Raw genomic sequence first — 22,975 nt, 5'->3', positions numbered from 1 at the left:
AATTAAAATCTACAAGGGTTTCTTTGAAATATTAGTACAAATCAAAACAATTCACTTAATTTGAAAACTATTAACAAACCAAACTTAATGAAAAATTTAACCCTTCAAGACATTAATGCTGTATTAAATGGTGTTATTGTGGGAACTATCTCTAATGCTATTACCGCGCCAGAGCAATTGGAATTGGCAAGCGAAACAGAAATTTCCTTCATTGGAAGTCGAAAATATGAAAAACTTTGGGAAACTTCTAAAGCTTGTGTGGCCATTGTAAATGAAGATATTACAATAGAACCAGGCGAAAACCGTGCTTTTATCAAAGTAAAAAATGCCGATTTGGCGATGTCACAGGTTTTGGAACTCTTTGCTCCTGCTCCACCCCAATTCAGTCATGAAATTCATCCCACTTCGGTTGTTGATGCTACAGCACAAATCGGAAACGGAACCAGAATTGGAGCCAATTGCTATGTGGGTCCGAATGTAATTCTAGGCGAAAACGTAACCTTATATCCCAATGTTACTATTCTTGACGAAAGTACCGTTGGTAAAAATACCGTAATTTGGTCGGGTGCCGTAGTGCGCGAACGTTGTCATATTGGTGCCTATTGCATTCTACATCCCAATTGCACTATTGGTGCTGACGGATTTGGATTCAGACCCTGTCCAGAAAGAGGTTTGGCAAAAATTCCACAAATTGGCAATGTAATTATTGGTAACAATGTAGAAATTGGAGCAAACTCATCGGTAGACAGAGGCAAATTCAGTTCTACTGTATTGGGCGATGGTTGTAAAATTGATAATTTGGTTCAAATTGGACACAATAGTAAGCTAGGTAGATTTTGTATTATGGCAGGAAACAGTGGTCTTGCCGGTTCAGTTACTCTCGGAAATGGTGTGATTATTGGCGGAAGTGCCTCCATAAAAGACCATTTAACATTAGGTGATGGCGCCATAATTGGTGCTGGCTCTGGTGTAGCAGCCGATGTTCCTGCTGGAAAAACCATGTTAGGCTATCCTGCTGTTGAAGCCCGAACAGCTTTAAAACAATGGGCGATTTTGAAACGAATGGCAACAGAATAAATAACTTATACCCACAAAAAAAGCCTTGAATTTCTTCAAGGCTTTTTAATTAAGGGTGGATGACCGGGTTCGAACCGGCGACTTCCGGCACCACAAACCAGCGCTCTAACCAGCTGAGCTACAACCACCATTTTTAACGAGTGCAAATATATTGCAAAAGTTTTATTTCCACAAAGAAAAAATGAAAAAATTATATCAAATTTCCTAAACTATTGACAGCCAAATACCTTTCTACAGTGAATCCTTCTGCATAATCGGTTCCTATGATTCTACCCAAATCTTGAGCACGATATTTCACACTGTCTAAAAAGTTTTTGGAACTAATTGGCGATTCTGGTTCGTTGGTATTTGGATTGTAAAACTGCGAACTATAAGCCAAAATAGATGCCATTTTAACGTCGATAAATCCTGAAATATCTACAACAAAATCGGGTTCTAAATTTTTCCATTGGATGTAATGATACACTACTTTTGGTCGCCAAGCTTCTTGCGCTTCACCATTCATCTCGGTTTTAATTTGACGTAAACCCGATAAAAAACAAGCATCTGAAACTAGCTTACTTCCTTTTCCATGATCAATATGACGGTCGTCAATAGCATTACACAGCACTATTTCGGGTTTGTATTTTCTGAGCATTTGAATCACTTTCAACTGATGTGTTTCGTCGTTGACAAAAAAACCATCACGCATATCCAAATTTTCTCTTACCGAAACACCTAGAATTGCTGAAGCTTTAGCCGATTCGGAATTGCGAATTTCAACGGTACCACGCGTACCCAATTCACCTCGAGTCAAATCGATAATACCAACTTTCTTTCCCAGACTAATTTCTTTTGCAATAGTTCCACTACAGCCTAATTCTACATCGTCTGGATGCGCCCCAAAGGCCAATATATCTAATTTCATAGTATCTTATTTTATAATTTCACTTTAAGCTTTGTGATTTCAAAGCACTTTTTTCATGGTTTGTGATTTGTTCACCGTTTCTTCAAATTCTTTTTCTGGAATACTTCCAATGTTAATACCACAGCCTACATACAATTTGGCTTTGGAATCCGAAATTTTCATACACCGTAAATTTACAAACAAATCAGAGTTTCCTTCTTTATAAGTCAGAAAATCTTTATTCCATTCGCCCAAAAACCCAGCATAAAACTCACGATTGTAACCTTCGTGCTCCAAAATAAATTCTTTGGCTTTGGCTTTTGGAAAACCACAAACCGCTGGTGTTGGATGTAACGCATCAATGATGTTGTTTATTTCTGATGGATTTTCGATCACCGCTTGAATGTCGGTTTTAATATGAACCACCGAACCGGCTTGAAAAGTGTAGGGCTCCGATTTTGAGACCTTATTTGAAACCCTTTCTAAATTAGCTACAATAAAATTAGCTACAATTTGTTGTTCGTTTATTTCTTTATTACCCCACTTAACACTTTCTAAACCAGTATTTAATTGTGTTCCAGCTAAAGCAACTGTTTTAACACTATTTTTTTCTATTTTCAAAAACTGCTCGGGACTGGCTCCTATCCAAAAACCAACTTTTGGATGATAAAAACAGTACTTGAAAGCCGTCGGATAATTTGAAATTAGTTTATTAAAAACCAATTCTAAGTCAAAATCAGAAACAGAAATTAATTCGCTTCTAGACAACACCACTTTTTCAAAAGCTCCTTTTTCAATTTCAGAAACCGCTTTTTTTACTAAATTTTCAAAATTGGATTTAGCGTCCATATCTGTAAAAAACTCCTTTTGATTTGGATATACAAAATCCAATAAAGAAACGGTTTCAACATAGACATCCGATTGGTCTTCAGGAATCAAATACCTTCTTTCGTTATCAAAAGAAACGAAAGCGAATCCCGACGAAGCCTCGTCCATTTCATACATGAAATCGTTTTTTTGAATCAACGCAATGGCTTTGTTAGAATTGGGTTTACAATAACAAACAAAAGGCATTTTGTTCGAAAACTGCTCTTTAATTTTTTGAAATAAGGCACTCATTAGCGTCGTGGCAAAACCATATTAGTTAGTTTGCAAAGCGAAATCAACTTGTCGCTTTCATCCACAATTCGGATTTCCCACAAATGAATACTAGCACCTTTATGCAGGATTCGCGCCGTTGCCGTAACCATTCCTTCTCGTTTGCTTCTCAGATGATTTGCTGAGATTTCTATTCCGCGTACTTCTTGTTTCTCTGGATTGACAAACATCATGGAAGCAGCAGACCCAACACTTTCTGCCAAAGCCACAGAGGCACCACCATGAAGCAATCCCATTGGCTGATGCACTCTAGGATTTACTGGCATGGTTGCCACTAGATAATCTTCCCCAGCATCGGTATATTCAATTTCTAAAGTTTGCATTAAGGTGTTTTTAGACCAATCATTGCAAAGTTGAAGCATTTTTTCTCTATCAAAAGACATAGTAATTTTTTTAAGCAAAATTAATGATTTTAAATAGAATCCGTAGATTGTTTTAACAATTGCAAACTAAAATAGTTTTTGCTGCGTTAGTACTTTTGGAAAATCTGTTTTTGAGTTTTCAAATAAATACATACATTTACCAAAATTAGACCGTACAACATGCGTAAATTACTTTTTTTTCTTCTTGCTGGAATCACTTTTGCCGTAACTTCATGCCGAAGCGACTTTGCCTTTGAATCGAACACTGGAGGCTTAGAATTCTCCAAAGACACTGTATATTTAGATACCGTTTTTACTAACATTGGATCAAGCACCTATCGTTTAAAAGTATACAACCGAAGTAATAAAGATATTTCCATTCCAAAAATTCAATTGGGAAAAGGCCTCAATTCGAAATACCGATTGATGGTAGATGGTATGACTGGTGATGCTGGCGCACAAGGAAAAATCTTCAGCAATGTAGAACTTTTAGCCAAAGACAGTTTGTTTATTTTTATTGAAGTGACGAGCGATGTAGCGAGCGCTAATCCTACTGATTTTCTGTATACTGACCAAATTCAATTTACCAATGTAAGCGGTGCTCCACAAACGGTAGAATTAGTAACTTTGATTCAGGATGCCTATTTTATTTTTCCACACCGAACTCAAAATGCCGACAACACTTTTACCTATGAAAATATTAATTTAGGAAACGATGCTGATGGAAATCCTGTTACAATAGTGGGTAGTACTTTAGACCACAACGACCCCATCAATAACGATGAATATACTTGGGGCAACAATAAACCTTACGTAATTTATGGATATGCACTGGTACCCGATGGCGAAACATTAAACGTTACTCATGGAGCGCGCATTCATTTTCATGCGAATTCGGGTCTGATTATTGCTAAAAATGGTACCTTAAAAATAAATGGTTTGCCTTCAACCACAAACGACCCTGCTGATTTGTCAAAAGAAGTTATTTTTGAAGGCGATCGATTAGAACCTGAATTTTCGGATGTTCCCGGACAATGGACGGCGGTGATTAATTTTTCAACTTCACCTAACAACTTGATTAATCACTTGACTTTAAAAAATGCTACCGTTGGAATATTGTCTAACAATTTAGATTTATCCTTGAGTAATAATGCAACAACGCAACTTACGATTAAAGATTCTCAAATTTACAATTGCTCTAACTTTGGTATTTTAGCACGATCGGCTAATGTAAACGCCGACAATTTAGTCATCAATTACAGTGGACAAGCCAATATTGCAGCCACTTATGGCGGAACCTATAATTTTACCAATTGCACGTTCAACAACAATTGGAACAGTTCGAAGCAAGCAGCCGTTATTTTAAACGACTATCTGGAAACTGACACAGCTTACTTATCCAAACCAGTGACATTCAACATGACCAATTCAATTGCGTATGGTTCAAACAGCACAGAAATTTCGTTAGAGAAAAAAGGCACTTCATTTACCACCAACTTCAATAATTGTTTGGTTAAAGTAAACGACTTGAGTCAAGTAATAATCACTAATCCGCTTTATGACGCTCTTCGTTTGGAACAAAACGGCAACAAGAAAAACATCAATCCGAAGTTTAAAAACATCAATAAAAATCAAATGTGGCCAACAGAAGATTTGTTTCCTAAAGTGACTCCCAACAGCCTTGTGAGTCCGAATGATATTCTAAATAAACCGAGAAACGCCACAAATGCAAATGTTGGCGCCTATCAGTTTATTGCAAATTAATAAAAAAGCCTTCCATTTAGAAGGCTTTTTTGTTGGATTCCAATTGTCGAAAACCCGTTAAAAACTATTGAAAACTCATTTGGCAACTTCTGATTTTTAAACTAAATTTGCACCTACAACAACAACTAAAAATAACACAATGATTCATTTCTTCGGAAACGAAAGCACTACAGTTTTTGCCGTTCAAGCGCAAAACGAACTTTCGACAGCAACCATCTCAAAATTAAACTGGCTTTTTGGTAACGCACACAAAATAGATAAATCCGTTCTTGCGGATTTTTTTGTTGGTCCACGTGCCGCAATGGTAACGCCTTGGAGTACTAATGCTGTTGAAATTACTCAAAACATGGGTATTGAAGGGATTATCAGAATTGAAGAATTTGAAAAAGTTTCGGCTGATTTCAATGACTTTGACCCCATGCTTTCGCAAAAATATACTGAATTGAATCAGGATATTTTTACCATCAACATCAAGCCCGAAGCTATATTAGAAATTGATGATATTGCTGCTTACAACAAGCAAGAAGGCTTGGCATTAAGTCAAGACGAAGTAGATTACTTAGAAAATCTATCAAAAAAACTCAACCGAAAACTAACCGATTCGGAAGTTTTTGGTTTCTCGCAAGTGAATTCGGAACATTGCCGACACAAAATCTTCAACGGAACCTTTGTGATAGATGGCATTGAACAACCTTCTTCCCTTTTCAAATTAATCAAGAAAACATCGTCCGAAAATCCGAACGATATTGTTTCTGCTTACAAAGATAATGTAGCATTTATCAAAGGGCCGACTGTAGAACAATTTGCCCCAAATACTGCTGACAAACCCGATTTTTATACCAAAAAATCATTTGATTCGGTGATTTCTTTAAAAGCCGAAACCCATAATTTCCCAACAACTGTAGAACCTTTTAACGGTGCTGCTACTGGTTCGGGTGGCGAAATTCGCGACCGATTGGCTGGTGGACAAGGCTCGTTGCCTTTAGCTGGAACCGCAGTGTACATGACAGCCTATTCGCGTTTGCAAGAAAATAAATTGGGATTTGAAGAGCGTAAATGGTTGTATCAAACGCCAATGGATATTTTAATCAAAGCATCTAATGGCGCGTCTGATTTTGGAAACAAATTCGGGCAACCATTAATTACGGGTTCCATTTTGACGTTTGAACATGACGAAGCAAATAGAAAATTAGGTTACGACAAAGTGATTATGCAAGCTGGTGGTATTGGGTATGGAAAAGCCTCACAAGCGCAAAAACATGAACCGAAAACTGGCGATAAAATTGTAATTCTGGGTGGTGAAAACTACCGCATTGGAATGGGTGGTGCTGCCGTTTCTTCAGCCGATACTGGTGCTTTTGGTTCGGGAATCGAGCTGAATGCCATACAGCGTTCCAATCCTGAAATGCAAAAACGTGCCGCCAATGCCATTCGTGGTTTGGTGGAAAGTGATGAAAATCCGATTGTCTCTATTCACGATCACGGAGCTGGTGGACATCTCAATTGTTTATCCGAACTGGTCGAAGCCACGGGTGGATTGATTGATTTAGACAAATTGCCTGTAGGAGATCCAACACTTTCTGCTAAAGAAATCATTGGAAATGAAAGCCAAGAACGAATGGGATTGGTGATTGGACAAAAAGACATTGATGTCTTGCAACGCATTGCAGACAGAGAACGCTCGCCAATGTACCAAGTGGGTGACGTAACTGGTGATCATCGATTCACGTTTGAAAGCAAAACTACAGGTGAAAAGCCAATGGATTTTGCTTTAGAAGATATGTTTGGAAGTTCGCCAAAAACCATTATGGCTGACAAAACAATTGATAGAAACTACAGTGATTTAGACTATGCGCAAGATAATATTCCGAGCTATTTAGAAAACGTATTGCAACTAGAAGCAGTGGCTTGTAAAGATTGGTTGACCAATAAAGTGGATCGTTGTGTAGGCGGAAAAGTAGCCAAACAACAATGTGTGGGTCCATTACAACTACCGCTAAACAACGTTGGCGTCATGGCATTAGATTATAACGGAAAGGAAGGAATTGCGACTTCTATTGGGCACGCTCCTATTTCGGCATTGATTGACCCAAAAGCCGGCAGTAGAAATGCCATTGCCGAAGCGTTATCCAATATTATTTTTGCACCATTAAAAGACAATTTAAGAAGTGTTTCGCTTTCTGCCAATTGGATGTGGGCGTGTAAAAACGAAGGTGAAGATGCGCGCTTGTATGAAGCCGTTCAAGCCTGTTCTGATTTTGCTATCGAATTGGGAATTAACATCCCAACTGGAAAAGATTCGCTTTCGATGAAGCAAAAATATCCAAACGATGAAGTGATTGCTCCGGGAACGGTCATCATTTCTGCAGCTGGAAATTGTTCGAATATTACCAAAGTGGTGGAACCCGTTTTGCAACGAAATGGCGGTTCGATTTACTACATCAATTTATCACAAGATGATTTTAAATTGGGAGGCAGTTCGTTTGCGCAAACCCTAAACAAAATTGGTGCTGAAACACCAACTATTAAAGATGCAGCATTTTTCAAAAAAGCTTTTAATGTTATTCAAAATTTAATCAAAGATCGTCAAATTGTTGCTGGACATGATATTGGAAGTGGTGGTTTAATTACTACTTTATTAGAAATGTGTTTTGCCGATGTGAATTTGGGTGCCACTATTTCATTCGATTCGTTCAACGAAAAAGATTTGGTAAAAATCTTATTTTCAGAGAATATTGGAGTCGTACTTCAAGCAAAAGATGATGCTGTTTTTGAAAAAGCTTTTGACGGAATGGAAGTATTTAAAATTGGAACGGTTACTAATTCGGAAACTATTTTCATTCAAAATTTAGAATTTAATATTCAAAATTATAGAAATATCTGGTTCAAAACCTCATTCCTACTCGATCAAAAACAAACCAAAAACAACAAAGCTCAAGAGCGATTTGAGAACATTCCTAATCAGCCGTTACAATATCATTTTCCGAGTCATTTTACAGGATTAAAACCTGTTATTGACGCAAGCAAACCACGACCAAAAGCAGCCATCATTCGTGAAAAAGGTAGTAATTCGGAACGCGAAATGGCCAATGCGATGTACTTAGCCGGATTTGATGTAAAAGACGTGCACATGACCGATTTAATTTCGGGACGTGAAACGTTGGAAGACATTCAATTTATTGGCGCTGTAGGTGGATTTTCGAATTCGGATGTATTGGGTTCTGCCAAAGGTTGGGCTGGTGCATTTTTGTATAACGAAAAAGCCAAAACAGCATTACAGAACTTTTATAAAAGAGAAGACACGCTTTCAGTCGGAATTTGCAACGGTTGCCAATTGTTCATGGAATTGGAATTGATCAACCCAGAACACGAAATTCATGGTAAAATGCACCACAACGATTCGCACAAACATGAAAGTATTTTTACTTCGGTAAAAGTGCAAGAAAATCATTCGGTGATGTTGTCGACTTTGGCTGGAACTACTTTAGGTGTTTGGGTTTCCCATGGCGAAGGAAAATTCAAATTGCCGTATGAAGAAAATCAGTACAACATTGTAGCGAAATATGCCTACGAAGGCTATCCTGCCAATCCGAATGGTTCTGATTACAACACGGCCATGATGTGTGACGCTACCGGAAGACATTTGGTAATGATGCCACACATCGAACGTTCAACATTTCCGTGGAATTGGGCCTATTATCCAACCGATAAAAAAGACGAAGTATCTCCATGGATTGAAGCCTTTGTAAATGCACGATTGTGGATTGAAAAACACTAAATAAAATTGAAAAGCACTTATTAATTTAAGTGCTTTTTTTGTATACTTGCTAAAAGAAATTATTTATGAGCCACAATACCCATTGTTTAAATTGCAACGAAGCTGTATCACAAAAATTTTGTCCGAATTGTGGCCAGAAAACAGATACGCACCGAATTACGTTCAAACATTTAGTTTTTCACGATATTATTCATGGCGTATGGCATTTTGAAAAAGGAATTTTGTTTACGCTCAAAGAAGCTATTACCCGTCCTGGAAAAGCCGCATTAGATTATATTGAAGGCAAAAGAATTCGTTATTACAATGTCTTTTATTTGGCTTTAATATTGATTGGTTTGAATATTTTTGTATTACACTATTACGACATTCTTGCCAAAGAATATATGCCGCAAATGGAAAAACTCAGCAATGAAGTTGATAAGTTAGATGTATTTTTTGAAAATTATTCTAAATTATTACTACTGGGTTTATTGCCTTTATTTGCCTTCAATAGCTTTGTTCTTTTCAAAAAAAGGAAATTAAATTTTAGTGAACATGTGATTATTAGCGGAATGTTATACCTCGGAATATTACTAATTTCGGCTGTAATGAATGTCTTTCTCTATTTTGATTTTACTGAAAAATTTGTTTTTATCTCCGATTTTGCCAATATTTTAACACCTATTTTATTGGTTGCTTATGTGTTATTTGCTTATTATAATACTTTTGGGGATTATTATAAAAAGTGGGTTTTCTTGCCTAAAATCACACTTTTCATTGCCTTATTAGCCATCGAAGTTATTATATTTGTTTTACTTCTAAAGTTTATTTTAGTTGGAAAGTAATCTTCAAATTTAAGTAAATTTTAAGAGCTGTTTCGTTGGGTAAAAATTTGAAACAAATATCTTTACCGAATGGGAAAACTACATTTCAAACTGACACTAATGATAGCTTTAACAGCCTTTTGTCAGTTTTCTATTGCGCAAAATTCAGGTAAAATTTCGGGTACTGTTTCTGATGAAAAAGGAGTTTTAGAATTTGCAGAAGTCAATCTTAAAAAAGTGGCTGACACCACCAAAACAATTGGTTATGCAACAACAGATACTAACGGAAATTTTGACATAAACAACATCCCAACTGGTGATTACCTCATTCGGTTTAGTCTGATTGGCTACAAAAACTATTCACAAAAAGTAACTATCTCTGAGTCTAATTTCTCAGTAATTTTAAATACAATCGTTTTAAAAAGCGACGCTACTCTGTTAAACAATGTGGTAGTAACGGCACAGAAAAAAACCATCCAAAAAACGCAAGAAGGATTCATTTACAATGCGTCAACCAATATTTCACAAATGGGTGGAACGGCTACCGATTTGCTGAAAAACATCCCGACTATTTCAGTCGATGCCGATGGAGCGATTACGTTGAGAGGAAAAATGCCTTTGATTTTGATTAATGGAAAAAACTCGACGATAACCAACATCGACCAAATTGCAGCCAGTAGTATTGAAAGTGTGGAAGTAGTAAACAATCCGTCTGCAAAATATGATGCCAATGCCGAAAGTGGTATCATCAATATCAAATTGAAAAAAAATAACCAAAGTGGTACTAATGGTGCTTTTGTGTTAGGTACTGGCTTTGGTGCGAAAGGCCGCGTAAACAGCTCTATCCTACTCAATCATAAAGCTGGAAAATGGAATTTTGGTTTGGGTTATGATAACCGTTTTGCCGGAAGAACTAAAAAAATTGATGGTAGCAGAACCAATTATTTTATTGCTGACGAACATCAATTAACGCAAACTAGAAACGACAAACGTTTGGAACAATTGCAAAATTTGAAATTGAACATTGATTTTTCGCCCAATGATAAAAACAACCTTTCTTTTGAAGCCATTGGCAATATGGAAGGGCAAGACAACAATGAAACCTTGAGCAGTTTGTTGCATACGAATACCAATGCTTTTTATTCCAACAACAGAAGACATTCCTTGGAATTGGAACGCTCTAAAGTCGCCGAGTTTGCCTTGAATTACGAACGTAAATACACGGATGATCGTAAAAGTTTGACCGCTAGTATTACTTCATCGTTTAATAGAGATCGAGAAAACACCGATATTGACACCTATAATTTTGATGCTAATACTGCCCAAATTGGAAACGTATTTTGGCAACGCACTCACAATTATGAAAATGAAAACATCTCCAACGCCATAGTGGATTATGCATTTCCAGCAGGTGCCAAATCGATTATAGAAACAGGTTATAAAGGAATATTTCGCTTTTTTAATTCCGATTTTCAAAGTGCTGACAACATCAATGATGTATATGTAGTGAATCCGGCTTCGAGCAATACCTTCAAATTCAACGAGCAAATCAATGCGGCGTATGCTATGTTAAATTCGTTTATTGGAGATAAAGACCATCCCAAATGGAACTACAATTTTGGTATGCGTGCCGAATTGGTTTCTAATGCAGGGAAAACCATCACACAAAGTACTGATTTCAGTAATAATTATTTGAAATTCTTTCCTTCGGCATTGTTGCAATACCATTTAAAATCGGATGAATTCTTGAAATTAAGCTATAGCAAACGCATCAATCGTCCTGAATTGGATCAATTGAATCCATTTCTAGACATTACCGATGCTTTGAATCCACACAGTGGAAACCCTTATTTAAAACCCGAAATTGTGAACATCTTAGAATTGGGTTACAACAAAGAATGGAGCAGTTATTCGTTTTCTGTCAATTCATTTTACAGAAATGCTACCAATACCATCAAACAATATTCTGAATTGCAACCGAATGGTGTAGTGCTGTTATCGCCCAAAAACTTTGGTACAACCCTAACCTATGGTTTGGAAACCATTTTTAGTTTAAAGCCTGTAAAATTCTACGATGCTAATATTAGTTTGACTGCATTCCAACAAAACATAAACGGTTCCAATGTCGCCGAAGATGTGGTGAGTAAAGCCTTCAATTGGTATGGAAAACTGATCAATAATTTTGTTCCATGGCAAGGCGGAAAACTACAATTAATTGGCAGTTACAATTCTAAATTGGCTACACCACAAGGCAACCGCATTGCGATTTACAGCGCCGATATGGGATTCCAACAAAAATTAGGCGGTAGTTCGCGATTGGGATTGGTCGTTACCGATGTGTTCAATACTTTGAAAAGTGGTTATGTAAACAACACGGCCAACTTTACAAACAATCGTACCTCAAAATCGGATACCCGAGCGATAATGATTACGTTTGCGTACACCTTTAAATCGGCATTTAAAGAAAAGTTATTGGAAAATCAGTTTACGCCTGAATATTAAAAAACGCCTCATTAAGAGGCGTTTTGTGTTATTTTTTTTCAGCGGCAATTTGCTTTCTACTTTTATAAGCTTTTAAATATTCTCCTTTAGGTTTGCCATCGTCAAAGGAGCTAAAAGCAAACGGAAAAGCGGCTTGATGACGCGCATCTTCATTACTCCAACCTTCATATTCAATACGGTAAATAGCAGAATACATTTGGGCTCTTCCAATGCCGTGGAAACAGTGAATTAAAACAGGATAATTGCTTTGGTCATCCATAATTTTAAAAAATAAATCCAAGTTTTTCTGATTCGGAACTTGATCGGATCCATCGTTATAATAATTCACACCCGGAATTTTAGCTACCGCTTCTTTCTCGGCAGTCAACTCGGCCGGAACTTCAGGATTGTTTACATCGTCACCTGTACCCGGAAAACGCAAATCTACAATTGATTTAATGTGGTATTTTTTTACGTAATCGGCAATTTCATCAGGCGGTATTACGCCACTTTTATACACTTTGCCTTCGGTAATGGTCATGAAATTGTGATTAATGTGACGATCGTACACATATTTTCCTGTGCCAATCAAAACCAATGTCACAAGAACAATAATTATTTTCTTTTTCAAACTCATCTTATTTATCTAATTTTTTATCTATAATGCGTTCCATATAATCTTGTAAAAACGCTTTACAACGTTGTTCCAACAGATTCATTTCAGCCGTACGATGGTGAATCAAATTGTGTTTTAAATCTTTATCGTCTTTTTGGTAAAATCCAACCGCTTTTTCACCGTCAAAAGTACAAATATAATTGCCACTCATCATTTGGTATTTATCCGAAGAATAGCGCATCACAAATGGCGTTACTTTATCATTACTAATCAAACTTCTACCCCAACTCCTGAATGGTTTATCATATCCAATCATGTCTAAAAGTGTTGGGTAAATATCAATTTGCTGTGCCCAATTATTGTTTACGCCTTTGTATTTCTCATTCGGACTGAAAAACAAAATCGGAACCGTATGCAAATTTTGATCTTTATAATATTCGTCGTAATAAATCAAATTATCGTGATCGGCAACCAAAACAAAGATAGTGTTATTATACCACGATTGCTTTTTGGCCGCTTTAAAAAATTGCTGCAACGAATAATCGGTATAGCCTATACATTGATGAATTGGATTGTCTCCTTTTGGAAATTTACCCGCATATTTCTCTGGAATTACATAGGGTTCATGCGATGAAACCGAAAACAAAGTAGCCATAAAAGGTGTCTTTTTCTGACTTAATGTTTTGTTGAAATATTGAAAAAACGGTTCGTCCCAAATGCCCCACGAACCGTCAAAATCGGCGTCGTTGTTGTATTCGTTTTTACCGTAATAATGATCAAATCCTAAGATGTTTCCAAAGCCTAAAAACCCCATCGAACCGTTAGGTGCGCCATGAAAAAAAGACGTGTCATACCCTTCACCTTTTAAAACTGAAACCAACGATTGAATTTTTTGTTTGGGATATGGCGACGACGTAAATGCATCTTTAAACGACGGAATTCCGGCCAATACCGACGACATTCCGTGAATCGATTTGTAGCCGTTGGCATAACCATTGGTAAAAATCAAACTGTGTTGCGCTAACGAATCGACAAAAGGCGAATAACCTCTGTATTTGGGATCTTTACTGTTTTTATTGAACGCACTGATGTATTCACGTCCGTAACTTTCTAAAATAAAAATTACAATATTGGGTTTGGTTTTCGGATTGTTATGGTATTGTTTTACAGGAACTAACAATGAATCAATCGTCGTTTTATCCACCAAATTGACTTTCTTAAACGTATTGGTATTCCAAGTTCGAATAATGGCAAATGGTGTGTTTAATACAAAATCGGCTTGCGAAGCATCGGTCACGAATCGACTCGCATCGAGTAAGTTGATTGGTCGCGTGCTTTTTCTAAAATCACCACGAATACCGCCAATACACAAAGTGGTTAGAAGTAAAAATGATACGATTGAAACAGTAAAAAATTTAATATTTGGTTGGTGTTTGTGGTGTTCAACGCGAACTTTTTTGTACAAATAAATCCAAATAAAAGCACACAAGAAAAACAAGAAAAACACATGCCAATATTCGACTAAAAAGTTCAAAAACAAACGTGTTTTATTGGTTTCATTTTCTAAGGTATCCAATGAGGCTCTGGTACTTCTGTTGAACGTATATTTGTAATAAATAAAATCAATAAAATTGGCAGTATAGGCTAATAAATTGGTGATAAAATACAAGTAAAATAAAAACTTCTGAAACCCTTTTTTAGTATTGATTATTAAAGGTAAAATAGATAATATAATAAACAGCGAATTGATGTAAATAATTGTTGTGGTATCAAAAGCCAGTCCGTGATACGCCAACGAAATGAAGTCGGATACTGAGTCTATTTTGATTAAATTTTTATTATAAATAAAGAATAAAATTCGGGCAATGGTATAAAACAAATACGCCAAACCTATCCTGTAAAACAACACTTTATATTCGCTAAACCTTGGAATTCGATGCATTTAATTCGGTTATAATTTGGTGCAAAATTACTAAATACTACAACTATAATTTAAAATATATTGTTAATATATAATTTATTGATTAATTTGCATCAAATTATTACTTTTCATAATGAGCAACATCACGCGTCTCTTTGATTTTCCTTACCAACAGTTAGAGAAAAATAATATATCCGATTGTCTTGTTACCAAATACAATGGCGAATGGGTTAAAACCTCAACTCAGGAATATATAGATAAATCCAATGCTATTTCAAGAGCATTACTTCGCCTTGGTGTCAATAAAAATGATAAGATTGCGATTATTTCGTCTAGCAATAGAACCGAATGGAACATTATGGACATTGGTGCTTTGCAAACTGGAGCACAAACAGTGCCTATTTATCCCACCATTTCTGAAGAAGATTACGAATACATTTTAAATCACAGTGAAGCTAAATATTGTTTTGTTTCCGATGCTGAAGTATTGCGAAAAGTAAATCTGATTAAAAATAACCTTTCTAACTTAACAGACGTCTATTCTTTTGACGAAATTGACGGTTGTAAAAACTGGAAAGAGCTTTTGGATTTAGGCCAAGACAAATCCAATCAAGATGCCGTTGAAGAACGAAAAAACAATGTAAATCCTGAAGAATTGGCTACCATTATTTACACTTCGGGAACCACTGGAAGGCCCAAAGGTGTAATGCTGTCACACCACAATATTGTTTCCAATGTTTTGGACAGTGCCCCTCGAATTCCTTTTGAAGAAAGCAGCAGTCGTGCCTTGAGTTTCTTGCCGATTTGCCATATTTTTGAACGGGTTATTTTATATATTTATCAATATTATTCGGTTTCCATTTACTTTGCAGAAAGCATCGATAAATTATCCGACAACATCAAAGAAGTAAAACCTACTGTTTTCTCGGTCGTTCCAAGATTATTAGAAAAAGTATACGATAAAATCATTGAAAAAGGATCAACACTCACAGGCATCAAACGAAAATTGTTCTTTTGGGCTGTCGGTTTAGGATTAAGATACGAACCGTATGGCGCTAACGGTTTATGGTATGAATTACAACTGAAGTTAGCACGCAAAGTAATCTTTAGCAAATGGCAAGAAGGTTTGGGTGGCAATTTAGTGGTAATGGTTTCTGGAAGTGCTGCATTACAACAGCGATTAACACGTATTTTTGCTGCTGCCGGAATGCCAGTTATGGAAGGTTATGGATTGACCGAAACTTCGCCAGTAATAACTGTAAATGACACTCGAAATCGTCTTTTTAAAATTGGAACCGTTGGAAAACCCATTCAAAATGTAGAAGTCAAAATTGCTGCCGATGGCGAAATTTTATGCAAAGGTCCGAATGTCATGATGGGCTATTATAAAGACGAAAAACTGACTAACGAAGCGATTTACGATGGTTATTTCCACACCGGAGATATTGGTGAAATTGACGCTGAAGGCTTCTTAAAAATTACCGACCGTAAAAAAGAAATGTTCAAAACATCGGGCGGAAAGTATATTGCACCACAAATTATTGAAAATACCATGAAACAATCGTTGTTCATCGAACAAATGATGGTGATTGGTGATGGCGAAAAGATGCCTGCTGCCTTTATTCAACCCAATTTTGATTACCTAAAAACTTGGGCGGCTCAAGAAGGGTTTGATATAGGTGATTTTAATGAAGAAATTATTAGTAACGATAGAGTCATCCGTAAAATTCAGGAAGAAGTTGACCATTACAATGAAAAATTTGGAAACTGGGAGAAAATCAAAAAATTCGAATTAACGCCTACGGTTTGGAGTATTACTGGTGGCGAACTCACTCCTACCTTAAAACTCAAACGTAAAATTGTAAAAGAAAAATATCAGAAATTGTATGATAAAATATACAATAACAATTAAATAAAAAGGACGTTTATAGGTAAACGTCCTTTTTTATTAAGACAAACACAATTGAAACGTAGTCCCTTTTTCGGGATTACTTTCAACTACAATCTCGCAATTTATAGCTTTTGCCAGGTCGCGAATTAAGTGCAATCCCAATCCTGATTTTATACCAACAACTTCCTTGTCATTATACAAAGCTCGAAATTGTTCTTGACTGGCTCCTGGACCATTATCGGAAACAGACAAATACGATTTACCCTTTTCTTGCCAAGCTTTCCAAATAATGGTTGGATTTGAAGTAACTGCAAACACGTTAATTGCATTACTGGTCAAGTTTCTAACAATGGTTTTCAGATAGTTTTCATCTGTAAAAATTACAATATCATTTGTATTTTCATACACAAATTGAATCTTATGATACCCTGAAAATACCTTTTTGGTATCTTCAAATAATTGGTGTACCGAAATATTTTTGGGTTGCGGTCGGAAATTTTCCATTTGACTTTTACTCCAAAGTAAGATATCCTCCATAGAAGAAAGTAAATCTTCTGCGCCAGATATTGTTTTGTTTTGCATTCTATCTTTAGTTTCTTCATCCAACAATTCGGGGCTGTCTTTTTGCAAATGAAGAAAATGAATCAAGTTGGCCACCGGACTGCGTAAATCGTGATTTAAAATACTAAAAAAATGTGCTTTGATTTTGTTGGCTTGGTCAAGTTCGGCATTCAAAAGCTGCAATTTCTCATTAGTTTTTTTTCTGTTTCTACTTTGATTAAACAATAACAATCCAATTATCGCCAGCATAGTTATCCCGAAAATGTAGAACCATTTTTGTTGCTTTTCTTGCTTGATTATTTTTTGGTTTAATTGAATTTCTTTGTCTTTTTCACCAATTTTGAATGACGATTCAACATTCAAAATCTTATTTTTTGTATCGATAGAATTTAAAGAATCATACAAAACCACACATTCTTTAAAATAATCATTAGCCTTTTTGTAGTCTTGTTTGAGCTCATACACATAACTCAAACACTCTAACGAATACTGCAAATTTTGTCCTTTATGATTGATTTTTTTACATTTTAGAATCTGATCCAATAAAATTTCTTCGGCTTTGTTTATGGCTTCCTTTTTAGTCAAAACGTTTTCTAACAACATTTTGGGTTGATCTACAATGGTTCTGTAAAAATTTGCTATCGAAATATTATTAGAAATAGCCAACAAATTATCCGGCTGATAACGATCCCAAATTGCCTTAGATTTTAAATAGAGGTCTATTTTCTCCTTAGAATCTGGTAGCAAATCACCATAATTGGTGTAGGTTATAGCCAACTGCTCCAAGTTATGCTCTTTTATTGAAAAATCAATACTCTTTTTTAAGGCTTTAAAGCCGTTAACAGAATCCTTTTTACTAAAGTATACATCACTTTTTTTATTCCATATTTTATCCAAATAGGTGTTGGTCTTTTGAGCAACTTTTTCGGCAAGATTTAGATAATAAAATGATTTCTCAAGATTTTTTTGGCTGTTAAATAAAGTAGCAATATTGAGTAATAAATCGAGATTTTCTGGTATAACTTTGTAGGCTTTGAAATAATATTCCATAGATTTCTTGTGATCGCCGATTAAATAATAATTTGCACCAATACTCAAATCACATAAAGCCATATCAGTACGCTTTTTTCGCTCATTTTCAGTCGTCAATTTTGAATAAATAGTTCTTGCAATAAGATGGTATTCAATGGCATTGTAATATTGGCTGTTTTTTTTATAGTAAACACCAATTGCTTTAGCAGTTGTTGCTTGTTGAAGCGCTTCTTGGGTTTTAAAAACAGTCAACAAAGAATCTAAAGTAGTATCTGAAGTATTTTGGGCAATACTAAAAATAGGAAGCAAAATTAACAACAACAAGTTCTTCATAAGCTCAAATTATCTTTATAACTCCTACCGATAGGAAGTATCGTTCCATTGTTGAGTAAAAGTTCGTTGGTCATTTTTTTATCAATATATTGCTTCTGTACTGCAAAACTTCGATGAATTCTAACAAACGATTGAAAATGAGATTCTTTCAATAAATTTCCAATACTCGTTAACACACAATGTCTTTTTGTAGATGTTACAATTTTAGTGTAATCTTTCAACGCTTCAAGATACAAAATATCGTGTAATTTTACTTTGGTTTCGGTGTGTCCTTCTTTAATATAAATGACATCGCCACCAAGGGTTGATTCAAATAATTGTGCTTTGTGTTTTAACTCCATGTAATCTTCAATTTTACTCATGGTTTGAGTAAATCGATCTATTTTTAAGGGTTTTACTATAAAATCTAGAGTATCCAATTCAAAACTCTCTACAGCATGTTCAGGATGTGCCGTAATGTAAATACAAACCGGGATTTCTAGAGCTTTTTTACGAAAATCCAATCCGTTGAGTGAGGGCATATCAATATCCAAAAACAAGATGTCGATTTTCTCTTTTTCTAATAATAAGAAAGCCTCTTCTGCCTGTTCAAAAACACCCATAATTTTTAAACTCGGAAACCTTTTTGCATACGAAACAACCGTCAATCGGTCAATTTCATCATCATCGATAATAATGCAAGTAAATGGATTCATTGGGCTTAAAAGTTTCTCAAATATAAAAATATTTTAACACAAATGTCGTCTGTCTATTTAAAATGTTGTTGGTCTATTGATGGTTTTGGGACTACAATTTATGTGTCATTTTTGCTTTAAAAATAGAAATCATGAAAAAATCAATTTTAATTATTGCACTAACCTTTTTGAGTATAAATACTATCGCTCAAAAAAAATGGTTTACAACATACCAAGATTCTGTCGCATTAGTCAAAGATGCCACAATGATTACTAAAAAGTTTACCAAAGATCTCAAAAAAATTGACCCTACTTTTAAATTTGATATCAAAACCGTACTCAATACCACGCCTTATTTAATTTTTTTTTACAAAGATGCCGCCAACATTCCTTTGTGGGAACAAGTAATTCCGGAACAAAAACAGTTTTTCTATCAACTTGCAGGAAGTGAATCGGAAGGTAAAAAAGCCTTCGGATTATTTTTCAACGGATTTTATTTACCCCATGAATTGGGCCATGCGTTTGAATTTGTGCTTCGTGGTAATATCAATAATTCCTACGAAAGTGAATATTTGGCCAATACTATTGGATTTTTATGGTGGAAAAAACAACACCGCGATGCCGAATTGAAACAGTGCTATGAATATGCTAAAAAGATGTGGTCGCAACTGCCTAATCCCGTTCCGGAGGGTTCTACCGTTGGAGAGTTTTTCTCAAAAAATTACGAAGAAGCCACCAAAGATCCTTTTGTATACGGCTATTTACAATTCAAGCAATTCATAGATATTTATGAAAATAAAAACCTACCCGACTTCGATACTTTCATCAAAGAAGAATTAAAAAAGAAATAAATCAAAATGAAAAAGTTAGCCCTTATTTTGTTTGCATTTGCTTTTACTTCACTCCAAGCACAAGTGGGTATCAATACGACTGACCCTAAAGCGCAACTGGAAATTAAAGCAACCAATCAAGCTGCTCCAGACGCTACAGACGGAATATTAATTCCGAAAGTCGATGCGTTTCCAACTGTAAATCCAACTGTCGATCAAGACGGAATGATGGTCTATTTAACCACCGATGTGGGTGCCAACTTAAAAGGGTTTTACTATTGGGACAATACCAATTCAGTTTGGAAAAGTATTTCTGGTGACAAAGGTTGGAGTTTAACAGGAAATGCTGGAACCGATGTAGCTACTAATTTTATTGGTACGACAGATAATATGGGGTTAAAGTTTAAAGTGAATAATTTTCAAGCTGGTTTTATTGACCCAGTTTTGTATAATACTTCATTTGGACAAGTTTCTGCAAACTCGATAACAACAGGTAATAAAAACGTAGCTTTTGGAACTCAAAGTTTATTTAACAATTTAGACGGATATTACAATTCGGCGGTTGGTTTTCAGTCATTGTATTCAAATACAACTGGTCATGATAATAGTGCGTTTGGTTCCTCTTCTTTAGTATTAAATACAACTGGTAGTAGAAATAGTGCTTTTGGTATGGGAGCATTAAACAGAAATACTACCGCTAGCGATAATACAAGTGTAGGTTATTTTTCTATGTTAAATAATACAACAGGAGCTAGAAATGTAGCAGTTGGAGTTAATAGTTTGCTTTCTAATACCTCTGGAGATGGAAACGTGGCTTCTGGTTATAATTCTCTTTCCTCTAATACAATAGGTGGTTATAATGTAGCTTATGGTTATCAAGCAATGAAAGACAATTCAGGTGGTTCATTCAATGTGGCAATAGGTAATCATGCTTTATCTTACAATACATCAGGATTTAATAATGTGGCCATAGGTAGTAGTGCTTTATCTGCCAATACAACAGGATTAGGTAATGTTGCTATTGGTTATCAATCTTTAGTCAACAACACAATTGGTAACTTCAATACAGCAAATGGCACTCAAGCTTTATATGTAAACACAACAGGAATTAATAATGTAGCCAATGGTTATCAAAGTATGTATTTTAACACAATTGGAAATGAGAATGTAGCCAATGGTTATCAAGCTCTTTATTCAAATACAACAGGAAGTTATAATGTAGCCAATGGTTATCGAGCACTTTATTCAAATACAACAGGAAGTTATAATGTAGCCAATGGTTATCATGCATTATATTTTAATACAAGTGGAAATTTTAATGTTGCAAATGGTTGGAGTGCTCTACTAAATAATACATCAGGAGAATCTAATGTTGCCAGTGGCGATCAAGCATTGACTAGTAATACAACTGGTAATAATAATGCTGCATTTGGAAGTTTAAGTTTGAATAATAATACAACTGGTAATTATAATGCTGCATTTGGCGGTTCTAGTTTACAAGCAAATGGTAGTGGTAGTAAAAATGCTGCATTTGGCAATCAAAGTTTATTTTATAATACTATCGGTTCTGCTAACAATGCATTTGGTTCTGGTGCACTTTTAAAAAACACAACAGGCACAGGAAACGGTGGTTTTGGTGAAGAAGCCAACCCTACCACCACAACAGGTTGGAATAATATAGGCATTGGTTTCCATTCCTTAGGGCAAATTGACGGTGTCGGAAATCGCTTTTTAGGCAACCAAATTGGTTTCGACAACATCGGTTTAGGTTTATCCGCTGGCGATAGAAGCGGAAACAACATCAACGGTTGTTTGTTTTTAGGGGCTTTTGCTAATGTTACTTATAATGATTCTAACCTAATCAATGCTACTGCTATTGGAAGATATGCAACAGTAGGTCAATATAACACAATAGTTTTAGGAGCAATAAATGGAATAAATAATGCACCTGCAAGTACCTATGTAGGAATTGGCACCACTACTCCAAGTTGCCCTTTAAATGTGGTAGGTTCAAATACACAATATGGAAGTTGGGCTTTTTATGCACGTAGCGGTAGTAGTACTACAACGGGCTTTGCAAGTAGTACTGCTGGAAATTTTTCTATTATAGCTTCCGATAGAATTCAAGCCACCGAATTCAATGCTGTTTCAGATGCACGAATCAAAAATATTCAAAGCCGAATGAATACTAAAAATGCTTTAGAAAAAATCAATCAATTGCAAGTAACCAATTATACCTACAAAGATTGGTTGCAAAAAGGAACGGCGATAAAAACTGGTTTTATTGCTCAAGAAGTGGAACAAATTATTCCATCGGCGGTCAATCAAGCCACCAATTACATTCCAAATATCATGCAAGTGCCTCATGCTTTTTGTGTGGATACTATAAGAAACACTATGAGTGTTAATCTTGCAAAACCAATTCAAATTAAAAAAAGTGACAAAATAAGACTGTACAACAAATCAACTCCAATTGAATCTGAAGTTACTATAATTGATGATTATAATTTTGAATGCGCTATTCCTACTCATTTACAAACCGATGATTTATTTGTTTATGGCACTCAAGTAAGTGATTTCCGTTCGGTTGATTACGATCAAATTCACACACTTTCGGTAGCCGCTATCCAAGAATTAAGTAAGGAGAACGAACTTTTGAAACAGAAAATGCAACAATTAGAGAATAAAAATAATACTACAGAAGAACGCCTACAAAAGCTCGAAACGGCAATCAATACTATTTCATTAAAATCTAATTAAGCATAATTTATTAAAATTTAATACTTTAGCATTTGAATTAACTAGAAG

General features: G+C 35.5%; 15 protein-coding genes and 1 tRNA gene. 8 read left to right on the top strand and 8 right to left on the bottom strand.

Annotated features, from left to right (window positions below; genetic code table 11):
• Positions 1-87: 87 nt before the first annotated feature.
• Entirely contained in the window at positions 88-1,077 is a 990-nt protein-coding gene (gene lpxD / locus ACODSI_RS10850) for a UDP-3-O-(3-hydroxymyristoyl)glucosamine N-acyltransferase (RefSeq protein WP_488916875.1), read from the top strand.
• A 54-nt stretch (positions 1,078-1,131) separates the two neighbouring features.
• Here lpxD and ACODSI_RS10845 read toward each other — a convergent pair.
• From ACODSI_RS10845 to ACODSI_RS10830, 4 genes are all read right to left on the bottom strand, one after another.
• Positions 1,132-1,205, bottom strand: a tRNA-His gene (locus ACODSI_RS10845).
• Positions 1,206-1,267: 62 nt separating this feature from the next.
• Positions 1,268-1,984, bottom strand: a complete 717-nt coding sequence (gene bshB1 / locus ACODSI_RS10840; RefSeq protein ID WP_488916874.1) for a bacillithiol biosynthesis deacetylase BshB1 — start codon at positions 1,982-1,984, stop codon at positions 1,268-1,270.
• A gap of 39 nt (positions 1,985-2,023) precedes the next feature.
• Positions 2,024-3,082: a chorismate-binding protein gene (locus ACODSI_RS10835; protein WP_488916873.1), complete on the bottom strand. Its 1,059-nt coding sequence runs from the start codon at positions 3,080-3,082 to the stop codon at positions 2,024-2,026.
• Complete coding sequence (locus tag ACODSI_RS10830; protein ID WP_488916872.1) at positions 3,082-3,504, bottom strand: PaaI family thioesterase; 423 nt, start codon at positions 3,502-3,504, stop codon at positions 3,082-3,084. The genes ACODSI_RS10835 and ACODSI_RS10830 overlap by 1 nt, the downstream gene beginning before the upstream one ends.
• 159 nt (positions 3,505-3,663) lie before the next feature.
• Between ACODSI_RS10830 and ACODSI_RS10825 the strand changes: the two genes are divergently transcribed.
• The 4 genes from ACODSI_RS10825 (at position 3,664) to ACODSI_RS10810 (ending at position 12,330) form a co-directional block, all read left to right on the top strand.
• Positions 3,664-5,247 (top strand): hypothetical protein, encoded by a 1,584-nt coding sequence (locus ACODSI_RS10825; protein WP_488916871.1) that lies wholly within the window; start codon positions 3,664-3,666, stop codon positions 5,245-5,247.
• Between the two features lie 139 nt (positions 5,248-5,386).
• The gene (gene purL / locus ACODSI_RS10820; RefSeq protein WP_488916870.1) at positions 5,387-9,025 is read left to right on the top strand and encodes a phosphoribosylformylglycinamidine synthase; all 3,639 of its coding nucleotides are present in this window, start codon (positions 5,387-5,389) and stop codon (positions 9,023-9,025) included.
• Between the two features lie 65 nt (positions 9,026-9,090).
• Positions 9,091-9,849, top strand: coding sequence for a DUF3667 domain-containing protein (locus tag ACODSI_RS10815; protein ID WP_488916869.1), 759 nt, complete (start codon positions 9,091-9,093; stop codon positions 9,847-9,849).
• A gap of 69 nt (positions 9,850-9,918) precedes the next feature.
• Positions 9,919-12,330, top strand: coding sequence for a TonB-dependent receptor (locus tag ACODSI_RS10810; protein ID WP_488916868.1), 2,412 nt, complete (start codon positions 9,919-9,921; stop codon positions 12,328-12,330).
• A gap of 28 nt (positions 12,331-12,358) precedes the next feature.
• Here ACODSI_RS10810 and ACODSI_RS10805 read toward each other — a convergent pair whose 3' ends face one another.
• Both ACODSI_RS10805 and ACODSI_RS10800 read right to left on the bottom strand, forming a co-directional pair.
• Positions 12,359-12,946, bottom strand: a complete 588-nt coding sequence (locus ACODSI_RS10805; protein ID WP_488916867.1) for a dual specificity protein phosphatase family protein — start codon at positions 12,944-12,946, stop codon at positions 12,359-12,361.
• 1 nt (position 12,947) lies between these two features.
• The gene (locus ACODSI_RS10800; protein WP_488916866.1) at positions 12,948-14,867 is read right to left on the bottom strand and encodes an LTA synthase family protein; all 1,920 of its coding nucleotides are present in this window, start codon (positions 14,865-14,867) and stop codon (positions 12,948-12,950) included.
• A 112-nt stretch (positions 14,868-14,979) separates the two neighbouring features.
• Here ACODSI_RS10800 and ACODSI_RS10795 point away from each other — a divergent pair, with 112 nt between their 5' ends.
• On the top strand, positions 14,980-16,758 hold the full coding sequence (locus ACODSI_RS10795; protein ID WP_488916865.1) for an AMP-dependent synthetase/ligase: 1,779 nt from the start codon (positions 14,980-14,982) through the stop codon (positions 16,756-16,758).
• A 36-nt stretch (positions 16,759-16,794) separates the two neighbouring features.
• Here the strand turns inward: ACODSI_RS10795 and ACODSI_RS10790 are convergent, their stop codons facing one another.
• Entirely contained in the window at positions 16,795-18,663 is a 1,869-nt protein-coding gene (locus ACODSI_RS10790; protein ID WP_488916864.1) for an ATP-binding protein, read from the bottom strand.
• Positions 18,660-19,358 (bottom strand): LytR/AlgR family response regulator transcription factor, encoded by a 699-nt coding sequence (locus ACODSI_RS10785; protein WP_488916863.1) that lies wholly within the window; start codon positions 19,356-19,358, stop codon positions 18,660-18,662. The genes ACODSI_RS10790 and ACODSI_RS10785 overlap by 4 nt, the downstream gene beginning before the upstream one ends.
• Positions 19,359-19,489: 131 nt before the next feature.
• On the opposite strand from ACODSI_RS10785, the gene ACODSI_RS10780 reads away from it, so the two are divergent.
• Positions 19,490-20,188, top strand: a complete 699-nt coding sequence (locus ACODSI_RS10780) for a hypothetical protein (protein ID WP_488916862.1) — start codon at positions 19,490-19,492, stop codon at positions 20,186-20,188.
• Positions 20,189-20,194: 6 nt separating this feature from the next.
• Positions 20,195-22,927, top strand: coding sequence for a tail fiber domain-containing protein (locus ACODSI_RS10775; protein ID WP_488916861.1), 2,733 nt, complete (start codon positions 20,195-20,197; stop codon positions 22,925-22,927).
• Positions 22,928-22,975: the final 48 nt, after the last annotated feature.

It is taken from the genome of Flavobacterium sp. FG139, assembly GCF_057809695.1.
The sequence above is the reverse complement of the archived record's forward strand: the minus strand, read 5'-3'. Positions and strand labels throughout refer to the sequence as shown.

Coding starts and splice junctions, on each gene's coding strand:
- ACODSI_RS10835 (WP_488916873.1), bottom strand. CDS start 3,082: ATGAGTGCCTTATTTCAAAAAATTAAAGAGCAGTTTTCGAACAAAATG.
- ACODSI_RS10815 (WP_488916869.1), top strand. CDS start 9,091: ATGAGCCACAATACCCATTGTTTAAATTGCAACGAAGCTGTATCACAA.
- ACODSI_RS10800 (WP_488916866.1), bottom strand. CDS start 14,867: ATGCATCGAATTCCAAGGTTTAGCGAATATAAAGTGTTGTTTTACAGG.
- ACODSI_RS10810 (WP_488916868.1), top strand. CDS start 9,919: ATGGGAAAACTACATTTCAAACTGACACTAATGATAGCTTTAACAGCC.
- ACODSI_RS10775 (WP_488916861.1), top strand. CDS start 20,195: ATGAAAAAGTTAGCCCTTATTTTGTTTGCATTTGCTTTTACTTCACTC.
- purL (WP_488916870.1), top strand. CDS start 5,387: ATGATTCATTTCTTCGGAAACGAAAGCACTACAGTTTTTGCCGTTCAA.
- ACODSI_RS10830 (WP_488916872.1), bottom strand. CDS start 3,504: ATGTCTTTTGATAGAGAAAAAATGCTTCAACTTTGCAATGATTGGTCT.
- ACODSI_RS10825 (WP_488916871.1), top strand. CDS start 3,664: ATGCGTAAATTACTTTTTTTTCTTCTTGCTGGAATCACTTTTGCCGTA.
- bshB1 (WP_488916874.1), bottom strand. CDS start 1,984: ATGAAATTAGATATATTGGCCTTTGGGGCGCATCCAGACGATGTAGAA.
- ACODSI_RS10795 (WP_488916865.1), top strand. CDS start 14,980: ATGAGCAACATCACGCGTCTCTTTGATTTTCCTTACCAACAGTTAGAG.
- ACODSI_RS10790 (WP_488916864.1), bottom strand. CDS start 18,663: ATGAAGAACTTGTTGTTGTTAATTTTGCTTCCTATTTTTAGTATTGCC.
- lpxD (WP_488916875.1), top strand. CDS start 88: ATGAAAAATTTAACCCTTCAAGACATTAATGCTGTATTAAATGGTGTT.
- ACODSI_RS10805 (WP_488916867.1), bottom strand. CDS start 12,946: ATGAGTTTGAAAAAGAAAATAATTATTGTTCTTGTGACATTGGTTTTG.
- ACODSI_RS10780 (WP_488916862.1), top strand. CDS start 19,490: ATGAAAAAATCAATTTTAATTATTGCACTAACCTTTTTGAGTATAAAT.
- ACODSI_RS10785 (WP_488916863.1), bottom strand. CDS start 19,358: ATGAATCCATTTACTTGCATTATTATCGATGATGATGAAATTGACCGA.